General features: G+C 41.0%; 16 protein-coding genes, 2 pseudogenes and 1 riboswitch. Of the genes and pseudogenes, 14 read left to right on the plus strand and 4 right to left on the minus strand.

Translation table 11 applies throughout. The annotated features are described in order from the left end of the window. Positions 1–197: 197 nt before the first annotated feature. Both ACIQZD_RS20315 and ACIQZD_RS20320 read right to left on the minus strand, forming a co-directional pair. Complete coding sequence (locus tag ACIQZD_RS20315; protein ID WP_402905869.1) at positions 198–455, minus strand: BA3454 family stress response protein; 258 nt, start codon at positions 453–455, stop codon at positions 198–200. A gap of 126 nt (positions 456–581) precedes the next feature. Further along, positions 582–1,418, minus strand: coding sequence for an EamA family transporter (locus ACIQZD_RS20320; RefSeq protein WP_402905871.1), 837 nt, complete (start codon positions 1,416–1,418; stop codon positions 582–584). A 153-nt stretch (positions 1,419–1,571) separates the two neighbouring features. Next, a riboswitch (PreQ1 riboswitch) is annotated at positions 1,572–1,617 on the plus strand. A gap of 104 nt (positions 1,618–1,721) precedes the next feature. On the opposite strand from ACIQZD_RS20320, the gene queF reads away from it, so the two are divergent. Then, on the plus strand, positions 1,722–2,222 hold the full coding sequence (gene queF / locus ACIQZD_RS20325; RefSeq protein ID WP_034305880.1) for a preQ(1) synthase: 501 nt from the start codon (positions 1,722–1,724) through the stop codon (positions 2,220–2,222). A 248-nt stretch (positions 2,223–2,470) separates the two neighbouring features. On the opposite strand, the pseudogene ACIQZD_RS20330 reads toward queF, so the two are convergent. Then, positions 2,471–2,695, minus strand: a pseudogene (locus ACIQZD_RS20330) (hypothetical protein); the annotation flags it as partial. 291 nt (positions 2,696–2,986) lie between these two features. On the opposite strand from ACIQZD_RS20330, the gene ACIQZD_RS20335 reads away from it, so the two are divergent. The 9 genes and pseudogenes from ACIQZD_RS20335 (at position 2,987) to ACIQZD_RS20375 (ending at position 9,115) form a co-directional block, all read left to right on the plus strand. Next, the gene (locus ACIQZD_RS20335) at positions 2,987–3,316 is read left to right on the plus strand and encodes a YwqH-like family protein (RefSeq protein WP_402905873.1); all 330 of its coding nucleotides are present in this window, start codon (positions 2,987–2,989) and stop codon (positions 3,314–3,316) included. Between the two features lie 93 nt (positions 3,317–3,409). Next, a complete protein-coding gene (locus tag ACIQZD_RS20340) occupies positions 3,410–3,694 on the plus strand; it encodes a YwqI/YxiC family protein (protein WP_402905875.1) in 285 nt (94 codons plus the stop codon). A 7-nt stretch (positions 3,695–3,701) separates the two neighbouring features. Further along, on the plus strand, positions 3,702–5,108 hold the full coding sequence (locus ACIQZD_RS20345; protein WP_402905877.1) for a T7SS effector LXG polymorphic toxin: 1,407 nt from the start codon (positions 3,702–3,704) through the stop codon (positions 5,106–5,108). 44 nt (positions 5,109–5,152) lie between these two features. Continuing rightward, positions 5,153–5,464, plus strand: a complete 312-nt coding sequence (locus ACIQZD_RS20350) for a DUF4176 domain-containing protein (RefSeq protein WP_402905879.1) — start codon at positions 5,153–5,155, stop codon at positions 5,462–5,464. After that, positions 5,461–5,802 (plus strand): hypothetical protein, encoded by a 342-nt coding sequence (locus ACIQZD_RS20355; RefSeq protein ID WP_402905881.1) that lies wholly within the window; start codon positions 5,461–5,463, stop codon positions 5,800–5,802. The genes ACIQZD_RS20350 and ACIQZD_RS20355 overlap by 4 nt, the downstream gene beginning before the upstream one ends. 126 nt (positions 5,803–5,928) lie before the next feature. Next, entirely contained in the window at positions 5,929–6,474 is a 546-nt protein-coding gene (locus ACIQZD_RS20360; protein WP_402905883.1) for a hypothetical protein, read from the plus strand. Positions 6,475–6,945: 471 nt separating this feature from the next. After that, the gene (locus tag ACIQZD_RS20365; RefSeq protein ID WP_402905885.1) at positions 6,946–7,299 is read left to right on the plus strand and encodes a site-specific integrase; all 354 of its coding nucleotides are present in this window, start codon (positions 6,946–6,948) and stop codon (positions 7,297–7,299) included. 52 nt (positions 7,300–7,351) lie between these two features. Then, a pseudogene (locus ACIQZD_RS20370) lies at positions 7,352–7,564 on the plus strand (tunnelling fold family protein); the annotation flags it as partial. Positions 7,565–7,768: 204 nt separating this feature from the next. Next, positions 7,769–9,115 (plus strand): aspartate kinase, encoded by a 1,347-nt coding sequence (locus tag ACIQZD_RS20375; protein WP_402905887.1) that lies wholly within the window; start codon positions 7,769–7,771, stop codon positions 9,113–9,115. A gap of 219 nt (positions 9,116–9,334) precedes the next feature. On the opposite strand, the gene ACIQZD_RS20380 is transcribed toward ACIQZD_RS20375, so the two are convergent. After that, on the minus strand, positions 9,335–9,895 hold the full coding sequence (locus tag ACIQZD_RS20380; protein ID WP_402905889.1) for a nitroreductase family protein: 561 nt from the start codon (positions 9,893–9,895) through the stop codon (positions 9,335–9,337). 449 nt (positions 9,896–10,344) lie between these two features. Here ACIQZD_RS20380 and ACIQZD_RS20385 point away from each other — a divergent pair, with 449 nt between their 5' ends. The 4 genes from ACIQZD_RS20385 (at position 10,345) to ACIQZD_RS20400 (ending at position 16,493) form a co-directional block, all read left to right on the plus strand. Then, a complete protein-coding gene (locus ACIQZD_RS20385; protein WP_402905891.1) occupies positions 10,345–12,093 on the plus strand; it encodes an ABC transporter ATP-binding protein in 1,749 nt (582 codons plus the stop codon). Beyond that, positions 11,993–13,858 carry an ABC transporter ATP-binding protein gene (locus ACIQZD_RS20390; RefSeq protein WP_402905893.1) on the plus strand — a complete coding sequence of 622 codons (1,866 nt, stop codon included), beginning with the start codon at positions 11,993–11,995 and terminating at the stop codon, positions 13,856–13,858. The genes ACIQZD_RS20385 and ACIQZD_RS20390 overlap by 101 nt, the downstream gene beginning before the upstream one ends. A gap of 363 nt (positions 13,859–14,221) precedes the next feature. Continuing rightward, positions 14,222–16,276: a carbon starvation CstA family protein gene (locus tag ACIQZD_RS20395; RefSeq protein ID WP_402906250.1), complete on the plus strand. Its 2,055-nt coding sequence runs from the start codon at positions 14,222–14,224 to the stop codon at positions 16,274–16,276. A gap of 13 nt (positions 16,277–16,289) precedes the next feature. Beyond that, entirely contained in the window at positions 16,290–16,493 is a 204-nt protein-coding gene (locus ACIQZD_RS20400) for a YbdD/YjiX family protein (RefSeq protein WP_098370450.1), read from the plus strand. The last annotated feature ends 257 nt before the right edge of the window (positions 16,494–16,750 follow it).

Raw genomic sequence — 16,750 nt, forward strand, 5'->3', positions numbered from 1 at the left:
CCCATTTCATTTAGGTGCTTTTTTCATTAAAATTCTAAATTACTTGTTATTCAGACTGACGACTGAATTTTAGTGTCTTTGTGTTTTTAAGTGGGAGGGAATTGCTAAAGAGGGTCTTTAATGGTGCATATGAAAAATATTTTGGATATTATTTAATGGTAATAAAAAAGCAGGTATCTATTACGATGCCTGCCTTCTTACGCTTTCCATTGTTTTTCAACTTGATGAAGGGCTTGTTGTAAAATTACTTCATGATCTGTACCCGGTTTAGCAAGGACGTTAGTTTGATAAGATTTTCCTTGGAAATCAACTGTTACTGTAACTTTTACCATTATGCATCTTTCCTTTCTTGATTCCGAATTAAATGAGGTGGTTGTACCTATTTCTTTAATACCCGTGGCAGAGGATTTTTCAAACATTTCAAAAGTTGTAAAATCTAAAGAATTAATATTCAAAATTATCTGATATTTTTAAGGATGTGTCAACATTTTTTTTTTTGACCTACCCCATTTCCCGTTTAAATAAAAAACGACCTGGCTTGTACACATGACAGCCAGGTTGTTTTTGTAAACGAACTATATTCATATTTTAGTTAAAATAATACCGATTAATGCTGCAAAAACACCGGCAATTTGATAGGTTTTAAGTTTTTCCTTGAATAAATAACATCCAGCGAATACGACAACTAAACAGTTCAGGCTGACGACAGGAAAAATGATGCTTGCGATCCCGGTGTTCAATGCAAAGAAATAACATCCATAGCCTATCATGCTTAAAAAACCTACTAAGGAACCGATTTTGACTTCCTTTAGCTTGATTTTTTCTTTTTTAAAGGCCAGAGCCGAAAGAAGATAAAGCATTCCGCCTCCATACATTGATACTAAGATATCAAGGGAGTTTAAATGAAGACGTGTTGATGTCGTCATTAGAATTCCGAGCACACCAAATGATAAGATGGAGAATAATGTGTGCATGATCCAAGGGACATATTGATGGTTACCTTTGGCGTTAGGTGTATACTGGATAACTAATGTAGCGAGAAACATGCAGACTATTCCACTCCACTGCAAGGAAGAAATATGTTCGTGAAAAATTAAAGCTGCACAGAGTATGGGGAATATTGCATTCGCTGCGATTAATGGTGATGTCAAGCTTGCCGGCCCTTTTTCAAAGGCGCTTGCCATCTGGATGTTACCATTAGCGTTCAGTACACCAATTGCTGCACCAAGCATGATGGACAGCCAGTTCAGCTGCAAACCATCCATAAATAATCCATAAACAATGGACAAAATAAAAGCTGAAAAATAAAAGAAAAATTGGATATGGATCTTGGAATAGCCTTTTCCGCTGCTCCATTTGAAAATGCTGTTATTGATTCCGAAACATAAGCTGGTGATGAGTGCTGCAAAAATCCACATGTGTATATTCTCTTCTTTCTGATAGGTTGAACTGCTTTTTCCATTTTAAACTGAATATATAAAGGAATCAAACCCAATTTAAGAGAGTTGCATTGACAGATTGACTATTTTTTTTTATATTTACTAAGACAATTTTAAAATATTTCCCGATAAACGGGAGAGGTTCATAGCATCACCCTCTTAAAAAAACTATGGCTTTGATATTTTTCGCGAATCAACCATATCTTTGAGGAGATATGGTTTTTGTTATATAGAGGCCCATTTTATGAATCTCCCTGAAACGTGGGATTAGGAGGACTTTTAATGTCTGGAAGAAAAGAAGAAGAATTAAAAAAAGATATCACACTGCTTGGGAATCAAGGAACAAAATATACATTCGACTATGCGCCTGAAATTCTTGAGTCATTCGATAACAAGCATCCGAACCGGGATTATTTCGTGAAATTCAATTGCCCGGAATTCACTAGCTTATGTCCGATAACGGGCCAGCCGGACTTTGCTACCATTTACATCAGCTATATTCCCAGTGTGAAAATGGTGGAAAGCAAGTCTTTGAAACTTTATTTATTCAGCTTCCGCAATCACGGTGATTTCCATGAAGACTGCATGAACATCATCATGAATGATTTAATCGAATTGATGGATCCTAAATATATTGAAGTCTGGGGCAAGTTTACACCTAGGGGAGGAATTTCCATCGACCCTTACACGAATTATGGGAAACCAGGTACGAAGTATGAGGAAATGGCGAATTACCGCTTGATGAACCATGACTTATACCCGGAAACTGTGGATAATCGCTAAACGGTGTGGTCACATAAAAGTGGCTTGATTTGTGACCAAAGCCGTGATCAAATTGTTTTAAAAATAAACTATATGTGACCACAGCATTTATACGTAAAGTCAGGGGTGTCTTTGTTATAAAGGCATCTTTTTTGATTTTATTATTGGATGACACGAGCAACGTTACGATGAAACCCATATATATCGTGACTTTTCCCTTCAGCACTTCCTTGACAGGGAAGGGGTCGGGTTCGAATCATTTCAAAGACTTAATTGAAGGCAAATAAAATTGCACAAAAAGGGAGCTTGGTGCCATTTCGGTGCCGAAGCAACTTTAAGTAGATTTTGCGGGCAAAGTTATTAATTTGGTTAGCGGCCTCCTCTTGCATATTTGGTAATAAATGCGAATAGATGTCAAAAGTCGTTTTAATATTACTATGCCCTAGACGTTCAGAAATTACTTTCGCAGATTTACATAGTGCAAGGAGCATTGTAAATGATACATCAGTACTATTCTATTCCTGGCTAAAAGCGGTATTTAATCAAGTTAAATCTTTCTTTATAAAAACTTCTTTAACAGAAGCAATAAAGACACCACTTCAAGACTTTTTTACCAATGGGATTTGATAGCTAACCAGTCCAAATGACTTATTTTTTCGAGTGTTTATGGTGTTTTTTGTATGGTTTAGTCTAGATAAGTTACAATATACTTATCTATTAAAATGCAGGCTTAAGTTTTGAAAATCAACAAATACATATGAAAATTTATTTTAAGGTGATGTTCAATGAGCTATGGGTTAATTAGCTATTACTCCTCAATGATTGCAAAAAAAGAAGAAGAAATAAGGCGCTTGCAGGAGGCAAAAGGAAAGCTGGCAGGCTGCCAGGATGAATTGGCTCAATACCGTAATTTGTTTTTTGAACCAGAACTTACTGCGGATAGCTGGAATGGCCAATTGGCTAAGGACTTCGAAACGGAACGGCAAACTCTACAAGCCACGTATCAAGAACTGAAGGATGAACAATTTCAGGACAGCCTAAATGCGATAGACTCTAAAATCAGCCAGATGCAGGCTGAAATCGCTCAGCTTAGAAGTATGTTTGCTTCTATTTAAAGCCATGTAGCAGAGTTGAAAGAATAGATAACAAAATACATTAAATATGCAGGCAGCAGGTAGTAAAAAATCTAAAACAAAGTAGTGGTGGCCATGAACGAAATAAAAATTGACTACGGAAGTGTTGAAAAGGAATTATCATCTATTCAGATGGCGTCAAGCGCGTTAAACCCAGCACTGCCTGAGTCAGTCGCAGAAAAAAACGAGCTTCAATTAATAAACACGCTTGAGGAAATTAACCAATTACTCGAACAGGTCTTGCAAAACTATAAAGCATTGCTTGCTAAAACTCAATCGATGGCAAAAAATTCAGTTGAAACAATGAAAGAAATGGATAAAAGGAATGCTGCTTCCTTCGGTCCTGTCCCAATGAGGTGAGAAGAAGGTGAGAGTTTTAGATGTTAGTAATTTAGAGCAAGGTACTGAAGAGACGATTAGGGCCATTCAGGAAAAAATTAAATCAATAGATGCAATCGAAAAAAAAATTCGCGAGTTGATTTCTTTAGACGATTCATTTAAGGGACAAGGTGCTGAAGCTATTAAATCATTCTATGAGGACTGCCATCATCCTTTTTTGGTGAAAAGCAAGCAGGTGCTGTCTGATTACGAAAGTAAGTTAAAAGAAACGAGGACTGCTCTTGCAGCATTAGAACCAGTCGATACAGGGTTTATCAGACAATCATTTTTGCATTCTGATTTAACAAACGCTTTATATAATGCGAAAGCAATTACACAGGAAATAACGAGTGAAGCAAACCAAGCGATCGCCAGTGTGCAGGATATAGCTCCCATTCCATACCTTGATGACACAGCTGTGATTCAAAACCTCCGTAATTCTGAACTGGAAATTAAAGAAACAAACGAAAAATTAGAAGAATTCGACCACCAGCAGACTGCTTCAATCATGTCTTTAATTAGCGAGCTGCAATTGCTGAACCAGTATGTACATGAAATCGATGCGAAAATAGCTTCTGGAAAGCTGAGTGTCGGCAGCTATAACTCTAAACAGTTAAGCGGATTAGCTTCCCGGTACCTAGTAATATTCACGACTAAGCCGGAGCAGGGAAAAATATCTTATTTAACATTGCAGGGAATGGAAGCCAGAAAGAGGAAGGCTCTCTTTGGAATGATGGGCATAGATTATCCTGTGTACAACTTAGGGCAAGCATTGGCAAAGGAAAAGACCGGCGAAGTAAAAAAGGAAAAGGATAAGTTTCTTGGCCCTGGAGATACCACTACAAAGAATGGAGTGACTCTTAATGCTAGCGTGGGGATGGCGGAGGGCGAGTGGAATAAGAAAGACCAAATTGGCGGGAAAGGAGCTATCAGCGGTGTCCATGTCAGCGCAGAGCATGATACTAAAATAGTAGATAGCAAGTTTAGCCAGGATATAGGCAAAGCAGAGGCACAGGCAAGTATAGGAGGATCCACTATTTTTCCATTAGTAAAAGCAGCTGGTTCTATTTATAACGTACAGGCTAAAACCCAGCTTGATAAAAAGATACCAGTTCTAGGCGGCTCCGGTGCTGAAGCACAGGGTGACATATTAAAAGGAAAAGCTTATGCTGGATTAGATGGAAGCTCTGTAGGAGTAGGGTTAAAAGGTGCTGTCGCCGAAGGAGAAGTATCCGGTATTATGCATATTCCTTGGACAGATTACAATTTTAAAGGGACAGTCGGGGGATCAGCGTTTGGAGCAGGTGGAGAAATAAAAGTCGGCAGGGAGTTTGTTGTCGATTTAAGAATGTTGCTAGGAGTTAAAGTAGGAATAAGCGTTGAAAAGCAGGAATAATGATCTCGGTATGGTTAATTGGAACAGCGAGGAGAAGATATTTGATGGCAGAATTTGATTTTAATTCAACAAAAATTAATAACGGGAATGAAATGCTTCCTATCGGAACGGTGGTTTTAGTAGAATTAGTCCATCAGGCTGTAATGATTTACGGGAGAAAACAGCAGCAAGAAGGCCAAAATAAAATATGGGATTATGTAGGATGCCCATACCCCCAGGGCCATCTATCAGAGGACACAAATGTGTTTTTTAACCATTCTCAAATTAAAGAAGTGGTTTATAAAGGGCTTGAAACCGAAGGGGAACTAGCACTGAGGGAGAAATTAATTGACATGTTCAGTGAAAATACGAAATGAATAGAATCCTGAACTGGTTCATGGAGCCTTATTCAATTACTCTATCTGAACTGAAATATCTGGCGAAATTGAAAAAGAATACAGAGGAGACAAAGGAAAAAATCCGCATCAGTGAATTAATAGCCTTTAATGTTGTTTTTCTACTCTTTTTTACTGGATTTCTTTTGCTCTCTATTGTTTATATTATTCTCTCATTTTTTACCATATGGTATGCATTTACGGCACTGGTCATTTCTCTGCCAATGATGGCACTGGCAAAAAGTGTGCAAAAAAAGCGGTATTTTAACCGCAGGGATGCCTATATTAAAAATGACCCGGGCCTGATTAAGCATAATTAGCTTTTTTATACTTTCCCAAAGCATGCGACTATTGGTTCATTTCGTCCTAAAGGACTCGGTGATACCTGACTTTTTCTAATCATAGTGTTGAAGATCTATAACCTGAAAAGAAAGGACTTTTAGAATTTGAGATACATAACATTATTGGCAGTCCTCGGGTTCCTTTTAACAGGCTGCAGCATGAGCAATACATTCGGGGACAAAACCGAAAAACAAACTGAATCAAAAGAATTGTCTACTAAAGAGAAACAAAAAGCCATTCTCGAATATATTAATAAAGATGTAAAGAAAGTATCTGATTTGGAAACAGAGGCCTATAATTCCTTATTATCTGTATCTGGAGAAAATTTCACCGATGATAATACTATGCTTGCAGAAATTGATAATAAAGTGCTGCCTGCTTATGAAAAGGCAGTAAAAGAAGCAAAAAACCTCAAACCAAAGATTAAAGAGCTTGAAGAACCGACCCAGCAAATTGTTAAAACAACTGAAACCTTTTTAGAAGCCCTTAGGCTGCAAAAAGAAGCTTTAGAAAAACAAGATAAACAGCTGATGGAAGAGGCCAATAAAAAAATGCTTGAACATCAGTCACTCCTTGAGAAATATCACGCGGAGATGGAGAAGCTTACGAAGAAGTATAATGTGAATTATGAACCTAACCGTATGAATTGAACAGGAAACAAGGGAAGAGCAGGACTGAAGTTAAACCTGCTCTTTTTGCTCCCATATTGCTTAAAACATGTTGGATAACTAAATGTGTTAGGTTGGGAGTGACTTCAAGGTACTAGTAGGCCATTTCCAGGCTTTCAAACTTTTTATGGACATTGTCCGTATGGACTTATAGAACAAAGCTTGTAAGTGATGAAGAAAAAAGCGCAAAGACGCTATCAGTTGTAGTCGGTTTAGAAGACGCATAGATTGACGATACTTAGCATTTAAAGGACTAGAAGTGATAGGGAGTACCTAAAAGGAGAGAATAGGAAAGGGGTACTAAGCTCCCTTTTGTTATGGATAGGTATATTGGTATTCAATCAGCAAGTCACAATACCGAGGGAGAAAAAGCAAAAACAACCAACATAATAAGTACCCTTTATTACGGAAATAGTTAACTAAGTAGTAGGGAACACTTAGAGAGCAGTCATTGTGGCTCTGGAGAAAGAAAAAGCTATCCAACAACAAGCCTACTTTGATAATGATTTAGTCGTGTGTACTAAAAATGGCAATTGGGTGCATTCTAACAATTTCAGAAGAGCATTCAAAGTGACGGCTGATCAATTGGATATTCCGAAGATAAGGCTGCATGATTTGCGCCATACTCATGCAACGTTTTTACTTGAGTATAAAGTGAATCCGAAGATTATTCAGGAGCGGCTAGGACATAAAAATGTGAACATTACGCTGAACACATACAGTCACGCTTTACCGTCTATGCAACTAGAAGCAGCAGGTAAATTTGACGGTTTCTTCTCTAGCTGTGACCAAACCAGTGACCAGTGACTCGTAAGAAGTGGACAACTGTTGAGATGACTGGGAATTTTTCACGGTGATTTTCCATGAAGACTGCATGAACATCATCATGAATGATTTAATCGAATTGATGGATCCTAAATATATTGAAGTCTGGGGCAAGTTTACACCTAGGGGAGGAATTTCCATCGACCCTTACACGAATTATGGGAAACCAGGTACGAAGTATGAGGAAATGGCGAATTACCGCTTGATGAACCATGACTTATACCCGGAAACTGTGGATAATCGCTAAAAAATAGGAGAGACAATGGGCATATGCCCGTTGTCTTTTTCTTTGTTTTTAGCCATTCTTGATCAGTCGTCCTGGTGATTTGTCCTTTTTAAAAATACAAATGTCCTTCTATAATGGAATTCCCACTTGATTGTTTCGAGAAAAAGCGTAATAATAGGGAGAGTTGATTTTGACAGAATATTTACGGAAATAGGGGATGTCGAGATGAAAGTTGCAAAGTTTGGTGGAAGTTCACTTGCGTCAGGTGAACAGTTGAGGAAGGTATTCGAAATTGTTGTTTCTGATCCAAAGAGAAAGATTGTAGTCGTTTCGGCTCCAGGGAAACGCAATTCCGATGATATAAAGGTGACGGATTTATTGATTGAAGCTGCGGAACAGCAGCTGCGTGGGGATAACGGAGAGCATTTGATAGAAGATGTCGTATCCCGCTATGCGAGCATTGCTGAAGAGCTGGATATATCCGAGAGTGTCATCACTGGGATTCATGAAAATTTAATGGCACTGCTGCATGCAGACCAAACTAACCCGAAGCGCTATCTGGATGCCTTGAAGGCCAGCGGCGAGGATAATAATGCAAAGCTGGTCGCAGGTTATTTCCAAAGCCGTGGTGTAGAGGCACAGTATATAAATCCAAAGAAGGCCGGCTTGATCGTAACGGATGAAGGCGGATTTACCAAGGTGCTGCCGGAGTCTTATGATCGGTTATATGCTCTGCGTGATGAGCCTGGAATCGTAGTATTCCCAGGGTTCTTCGGTTATACGTTAGATGGTGAAGTGTTAACCTTCTCAAGAAGCGGTTCCGATATTACTGGTTCGATTCTTGCGAATGGGGTCAAAGCTGATTTGTATGAGAACTTTACGGACGTGGATGCCGTTTATGCGGTGAATCCAAATGTGGTTTCCAATCCGAAGGGAATCCGGGAATTAACCTATCGTGAAATGCGTGAGCTTTCTTATGCAGGTTTCTCGGTATTTCATGATGAGGCGCTGATTCCTGCATTCCGTGCGGGAATACCTGTCCATATCAAGAATACGAACAATCCGGCGGCACAAGGGACCCGCATTGTGAATACACGGGATAATACGAACGGACCCGTTATTGGGATTGCGAGCGATAAAGGATTTTGCAGCATTTACATTAGCAAATATTTGATGAACCGGGAAGTTGGTTTTGGCCGGAAACTGCTGCACATCCTTGAAGATTATGGAGTTTCATATGAGCATATTCCATCAGGCATCGATGATGTGACGCTAATTCTAAGGCAGGACCAGATGAAAGGTGAAGCCGAGAAGAAAATCATTTCCCGAATCAAGAAAGAGCTACATGCCGATGAAGTGGATGTGGAGCATGATCTTGCCTTGATCATGGTTGTAGGGGAAGGAATGCGTCATAATGTCGGTACAACGGCAAGGGCTTCAAAAGCCTTGGCCGAAGCGAAGGTGAATATTGAGATGATCAACCAGGGCTCTTCGGAGGTAAGCATGATGTTCGGTGTGAAAGGGCACAACGAAGAGACGGCGATTCAGGCATTATACCACGAGTTCTTTTGAGTATGGGCGTTTAGGGACCTCCTTGAAATGAACTGCACCCCCATTGTTAGACATCATCTAACAGTGGGGGTGCAGTTTTCCTATAAAAGTGAAAAATTTATGTAATTATCTTTAAGGGATTATGATAACCGGAATGAACCATTTCCCCGCTAATCATTGTGTTGCTCATAAACCATAAAAGGAAAGCCTCCAATCTTCTATTTGGAGGCTTTCCTTATGTTAGTCCATAATGGTCAGGAGTTGATCGATCGCGTTCCTTGGACGCGGGGCAGGGATCATATCGGGATAGCCAACGTGAAGGCTGCCGACGATCTTCTCGCCAGGTTTCACGCCTAAAGCTTCACGAAACTCCATGCTGTGTATCATGCCGTATGTTTCCCATATCAGCCCGATTCCCTGTTCCCAGGCAAGCAGGCTGAAGTTCTGGATCAAGGCACTTGTAGCCGCATAATCTTCTTCACGTGTCATGGGATTCGGATTCTCTTCCATGATCACTGCGACAAACATCGGTACACCTATAAGTTTATTATATCCTCGCTGTCCGGCTGCTTTTTTCTTTTCGGGGTCCTTCTCTTTGCCTTCCATGAATGCACGGGTTGCTTCTGCGAGTTTTAGGCGGCTATCACCCTGCACCACGACGAAACGCCACGGTTGGGTCATTTTATGGTTCGGTGCCCATGTTGAAGTTTCCAATAATGATTGGATGGTATCAATAGGAACAGGAATGTCCTTAAATCGTTTGATGCTGCTCCGTTCTCTAATGATATCTTCTAGTTTCATGATCATCCTGCTCCTTTAATCATATATGTAAGTTTAATAGTTGAAAAAAAATAATCCCCGGCTGCCTAATATGCTTCCAACGTGAATAAATTACTTGAATAAAGAGGGGGCAATATTCTAGTGACTTGCATTCGCTAATGAGCATATAATTTTACTAGGCACAGAGAAGCCGGGGCGACATTGTATCTATGTACAATATCAAAAGGGTACGATAAGAGAATATCGTAATTGCTTATCAAATTTCAGAGATCGATAATGAAATTGAAAATCATTATCAATTAGAATTTTCGCTTATTTCCTGTTATTTGTCAAGGGTATTTATAAAAAAAAAATCAAGATATTTACCAATCTCTTAAAACAGTTAAATTCTTTTAAAAAATCTGTATAAAAATGTATAATGAGAGGATGAAAAGATGCTATCTACATATGAAGAATCGAAGGTGTCATAGATGAAAAAATTGTCCTCATTTCTTAAGCCGTACTGGCTTTTGATCATTCTTGCTTTATCCTTAATGATTGTCGAGCTCGGGGTAGAGCTGTTACAACCTTTATTTATAGCAAAAATAATTGATGATGGCATTTTGCAGAAAGATTTATCGGTGGTGATTAAATGGGGAAGTGTCATGGTTGGGCTTTCCGTTTTTTCATTTCTTGGCGGGATCGTTAATTCCTTTACGGCATCACATGTAAGTCAAAGCTTTGGACATGATATCAGGAAAAGCCTTTTTGGTAAAATACAGGCGTTTTCTTTTGCGAATTTGAATAATATCCCGACTTCCTCGTTGATAACAAGGATGACAAATGATGTGACCCAACTTCAAAATACGGTTTTTATGGGCTTGCGTATCATGGCGAGGGCGCCATTGATCGTAATCGGCGGAGCGATAATGGCTATTGCGGTCGATTTGAAACTATCACTTGTTTTGGTCATTTCAATTCCGGTTCTTGTTTTCTTCCTGAGATGGGTTATGAAACGAGCAGCCAAGCTGTTTAAGCTCGTACAGAAAAAACTCGATAATGTCAATGGTGTCATGAGGGAAAACCTGATAGGCATGCGCTTGATCAAGGCTTTTCTTCGTAAGGAGCATGAAATCGGCCGATTTGACGATGCGAATGAAGAGTTGAAAAGAAAGACCGTGACTTCACTTCGTCTAATAGAAACGACGATGCCTGTACTGATGCTGGTCATGAATGTGGCGATTCTGATCATTCTCTGGCTTGGAAGCGAATTTATAACAACGGGGGATATACAGGTAGGGGAAGTTGTTGCGATTGTCAACTATGCCACAAGGATTGCAGCATCGCTTTCCGTTTTTTCATGGCTGATCATGGTCATTTCCCGTGCGAAGGCTTCAGCGGAGCGTGTGACGGAAATATTTGAAACCCCGATAGATATTGATGAAGGTAAGGCGGAAAGCAAGAGTGGGGCCGTCAATGGGGGAGGCATCAAGTTTTTGGATGTATCTTTCCGCTATCCTGGAACCGATACGCCGATATTGAAAAACCTGACCTTCTCCATCGATCCGGGAGAAACGCTTGCCATCTTAGGAGCGACAGGATCAGGGAAAACATCTCTGTTTCAGCTGATTCCGAGATTATACGAAGTTGAAAGCGGCTCCATTCAAATTGATGACCAGGATCTGAAAGACATCCCCCTGAATTCGCTGCGGAAAAGGATCGGCTATGTACCGCAAGAGGCGCTGCTTTTTTCAGGAACCATAAAAAATAATGTCGCTTGGGGAAAAGAAGGTGCCTCGATGGAGGAAATCATGGCAGCGGCCAAGCATGCTCAGGTGCATGAGACCGTAATGAAACTTCCGAAGCAATATGAAACCCAGTTAGGGCAAAAAGGAGTGAATCTGTCCGGGGGGCAAAAACAGCGCTTATCGATCGCAAGAGCATTGGTGCGCAGACCGAAGATTCTCCTTCTGGATGATAGTACGAGTGCGCTGGATTTGAAAACGGAAAGTAATCTGCTTGCCGCTTTAAAGGACTATACATGCACAACGCTCATCATTACACAAAAAATCAGTACAGCCATGGAGGCGGACAAAATCTTGTTGCTGGAAAGCGGTCAAGTCCTTGCGCTGGGGAAACATGAGGATTTGCTTCAAACAAGCGATCTTTATCGAAAAATCGTTCACTCACAGTTTGGGGAGGAGGGGATTTCGCTTGAGTCAAAGAATATCTCCCGATAAGGCAAAGTCTAGACCGGTCAACTCCTGGAATACGATAAAAAGGATCATTCCCTACTTAGCAACGAATAAAAGCCTGCTATTTTTTGTCCTTTTCATGGTGCTGATAAGCTCGGTTTTGGGATTGCTTGGTCCCTTTCTTGTTGGGATGGCCATTGATGATTATATTGTCACAAGAGATAGCGGGGGGCTGATCAGCCTTCTTTTCGGACTTCTCGGAGTCTATATATTTTATTCCCTATCCATGTGGCTTCAGAATTATTGGATGATCGGAATCGCGCAGGATACGGTTTATGAAATGCGCAATCAATTATTCAAAAAGCTTCACCAGCTGTCCATCCCCTTTTTTGACCGACGCCAGCATGGGGAATTGATGAGTAGGGTCACGAATGATATAGAAAATGTCAGTTCCACTTTGAATAGTTCCGTCATCCAGATTTTTTCAAGTGTGCTGACACTGGTCGGAACGATCGGAGTCATGCTGTATTTGAGCCCTTTATTAACTGTTTTAACCTTATTCATCGTTCCTCTTATGTTCTTCGGTCTGAGGTGGATAACGAACCGGACGGGAAAGCTGTTTAAACAACAGCAGAAGAACCTTGGGGAACTGAATGGGTTTATAGAAGAAACGATTTCCGGACAACGGATCGTAAAGGCTTTTTCACAGGAAGATAAAGTGATACGGGATTTTATCATCCGGAGTGAAAACTTGAAGAAAGCCGGATTCCTATCACAATCATACTCTGGGCTGATTCCAAAACTGATGAATTTACTGAACAACTTAAGTTTTACCGTAATAGCTGCTGTCGGCGGGTTTTTGGCGCTGAGTGGCATAGGAACGGTTTCCATCGGGGTAATTGTCATCTTCACCGAGTATTCAAGGCAATTCACCCGTCCGCTCAATGACCTGGCTAACCAATTCAATACACTCCTCTCAGCTGTTGCCGGTGCGGAGCGGGTTTTCGCCATACTTGATGAAGAAGAAGAGGAAGTGGATGAGAAGCAAGCCTCTGAACTTCGCGATGTCCGCGGTGAGGTGGTCTTTGAGGGTGTTTCCTTTTCGTATAATGATGAGGAGCAAACGATATATGATGTTAATTTCCATGCGGAAAAAGGGGAGACCGTCGCGCTTGTAGGTCCCACTGGGGCCGGTAAGACCACGATCATTAATCTTCTTGCCCGTTTTTACGAGCCGAACAGCGGCCGGATAATGATTGATGGCCAGGATATCCAACAGGTGACGAGGTACAGTCTCCGTAAGCATATGGGCTTCGTTTTACAGGATTCCTTCTTGTTTCAAGGTACGATTCGTGAAAATATCCGCTACGGACGACTGGAGGCGGAAGATGAAGAAGTGGTGAATGCAGCCAAGCTTGCCAATGCCCATTCCTTTATCATGAAACTGCCAGATCGATATGATACCATCTTGAATCAAGAGGGCAGTGGAATAAGTCAGGGGCAGCGCCAGCTATTATCGATTGCCAGGGCTATTTTAGCCGATCCCGTTCTATTGATTTTGGATGAAGCGACAAGTAGCATAGATACGATTACCGAACTTAAAATCCAGGAAGCATTACACCGCTTGATGGAGGGAAGGACAAGTTTTGTCATTGCCCATCGATTGAATACAATTCAGCAAAGTGATCAAATCCTTGTACTTGATGAAGGAAGGGTCATTGAAAAGGGATCCCATGATGAATTGTTGCGGCAGAGGGGTTTTTATTACGACCTATATCGCAGTTCATTAAGGGAAAATCAGATTGGATGAAGAAAGAATGTGTGCCGTCAGGTGCACATTTTTTTGTTGTTGGCCCCATAACAAGGACAACTTCCGTTTCATTTAATGATGCACCTTCTAAAAATGGTTTTTTTACCTGATGCGGTTTTTATAAAGAGTGTGAATTTAAAAACCAGATAGGTGGGAAAATAGGTAATTATCGACAAAATAATGGAAAATACTTTACAAATTGACTAATTTGCTATTGCTAAAAATCCTTATGGTAACATATAATTCAGAATATATATAAAATTCTTTAAATTTAATGGGCGTGGGGAGGAATACAGCCCAGGCCCCTTATAAATGAAGGTTTTTATAGTTGTAAAATAGTTCAATGGAGGGGAGATGGAAAAAATGAAAGCGCTTAAGTCAGTAATTCTTTGGGGGATCATATCTGCTTTGGGTGCGGTGAGTTTCGGTTTCGTCGCGTTAAACCGGGGGGAAAGCATCAATGCCATGTGGATTGTCACTGCAGCACTCTGTGTTTATTCAATTGCATACCGCTTTTATAGTAAATTCATTGCACGGAAAGTGTTTGAGCTAGATGACAATCGCCAGACTCCATCGGAAGCGAATAATGATGGGAAAGATTATGTGCCTACAAACAAATGGGTGTTGTTTGGCCACCATTTTGCAGCAATTGCCGGAGCTGGCCCTCTGGTAGGTCCCATCCTTGCAGCGCAGATGGGATATTTGCCAGGGACGCTATGGCTTGTAGTCGGAGTTGTATTGGCTGGTGCCGTACAGGATTTCATCATTCTCTTTGGTTCGATGCGCCGTAACGGCAAATCATTGGGAGAGATGATCAAAGAGGAAATTGGACCGATTACTGGATTGATAGCGATGATCGGTATCCTGGGTATCATGATCATTTTATTAGCGGTACTTGCCCTGGTTGTCGTAAAAGCGCTGGTGGGCAGTCCGTGGGGGATGTTCACGATTGCCTCGACCATACCAATCGCGGTCCTTATGGGCATTTACATGCGTTATATAAGACCGGGACGGGTTGGTGAAGGATCGATTATCGGAATAATACTATTGATGCTGGCTTTATATTTAGGCCGCTTTGTAGCTGAAAGCGCAACATGGGCGCCAATGTTCACATTCAGCGGGGAAACGATTGCTATCATGTTGATTGTATACGGATTCGTTGCCTCCGTTTTGCCTGTATGGATGTTATTGGCACCGCGTGATTACTTAAGCACATTCTTGAAAATCGGTACGATCATCGGACTTGCACTTGGTATCTTTATTGTCATGCCGAGCCTTGAAATGCCTGCCGTCACTCAATTCATCGATGGAACAGGACCTGTATTTTCCGGAAACTTATTCCCGTTCCTATTCATTACGATCGCTTGCGGAGCGGTATCGGGATTCCATGCACTCGTTTCATCAGGTACAACTCCTAAAATGATTGAACGCGAATCGCATTCACGTCCAATTGGATACGGGGCGATGTTGACTGAATCCTTTGTAGCCATTATGGCGATGATAGCAGCCTGTGTACTGACGCCAGGTATCTATTTTGCCATTAATAGCCCGGGGGCCGTTGTGGGAACGGAACCTGCGCAAGTGGCTGCAACGATATCGGATTGGGGTTTCATTTTGACGCCTGAGATGATTACCGGCCTTGCAGAGGATGTTGGGGAAGAGACCATTATATCCCGTACTGGAGGAGCTCCAACCTTTGCTATCGGCATGGCCCATATCTTCTCGCAAGTGATTGGCGGAGCGTCCCTGATGGCGTTCTGGTATCATTTCGCGATCCTGTTCGAGGCATTGTTCATATTGACCACCATTGATGCGGGAACCAGGGTAGGGCGTTTTATGATACAGGATGTCATCGGCACCTTTTACAAACCATTTGCCGAAACGAATAAATGGCTGCCCAATATAATTGCGACTGCCATTTGTGTAATCGGTTGGGGATACTTCCTTTATCAAGGGGTCATTGATCCTCTTGGCGGAATCAATACCCTTTGGCCGTTGTTTGGAATTGCGAATCAGATGCTTTCCGCCATTGCCTTGCTGCTTGGGACGACGGTCCTTTTCAAAATGGGCAAGAAAGCGTACACATGGGTCACTCTTGTGCCCACTACATTCTTGTTGATTGTGACCATGACGGCAGGGTGGCAAAAGCTGTTCCACGAAAACCCGGCGATTGGCTTTTTAGCGCATAAGGATAAGTTTAAAGCAGCCTATGATAATGGGGAAATTCTTGCTCCGGCAGCCAATCTGGCTGAAATGAAGCGGGTTATCGTCAATGATTATGTGGATGCTGCCCTTTGTGCCATCTTCATGATCGTGGTGATAACTGTCCTGATTTCTGCCATTAGGTTATGGATAAAGGTCTTGAAGAACCAGAAAATAGATTTACATGAAACACCTTATGTATCAAGGTCATCATAAGGGAGGGAAGGCAATGTTGAAAAGATTAATTAAAATTCTAAGCTACAGGAAGCAGTTCGTCAGTTTGCTCGTCGGCGTGCCAAGTTATGATACGTATGTGGCACATATGAGAATGCATCATCCTGAGGATCCCGTGAAAACCAGGAAAGAATTTTTCTGCGAAGCCCAGGATGAACGGTATAATGCAAAGGGTGGGAAAGTATCTCGTTGCTGTTAATTGAATATTTTGAGGGTCCTCAATAGGAGGGCCCTTTTTTTAGTGGTTTTTTTGAAGCGGGACATAAGTAGAGGGGGAAATGTAACAGTAATGGAGTCGTAAAAATGTGGAAAAGTAATTATAAAACCAAAAAAATCAAATAATCTATGCCTTTATTCATAGTGATGTTATATAACCTGACATTTTTTTATAAAATATAAAAATTAAGTTGAATTATTAGGAAATTAAGTATATGATAAAAAATATAACATAATAGT

This window comes from Peribacillus sp. NPDC096447 (genome assembly GCF_044762725.1).
In the GTDB taxonomy this organism is placed as follows: Bacteria; Bacillota; Bacilli; order Bacillales; family DSM-1321; genus Peribacillus.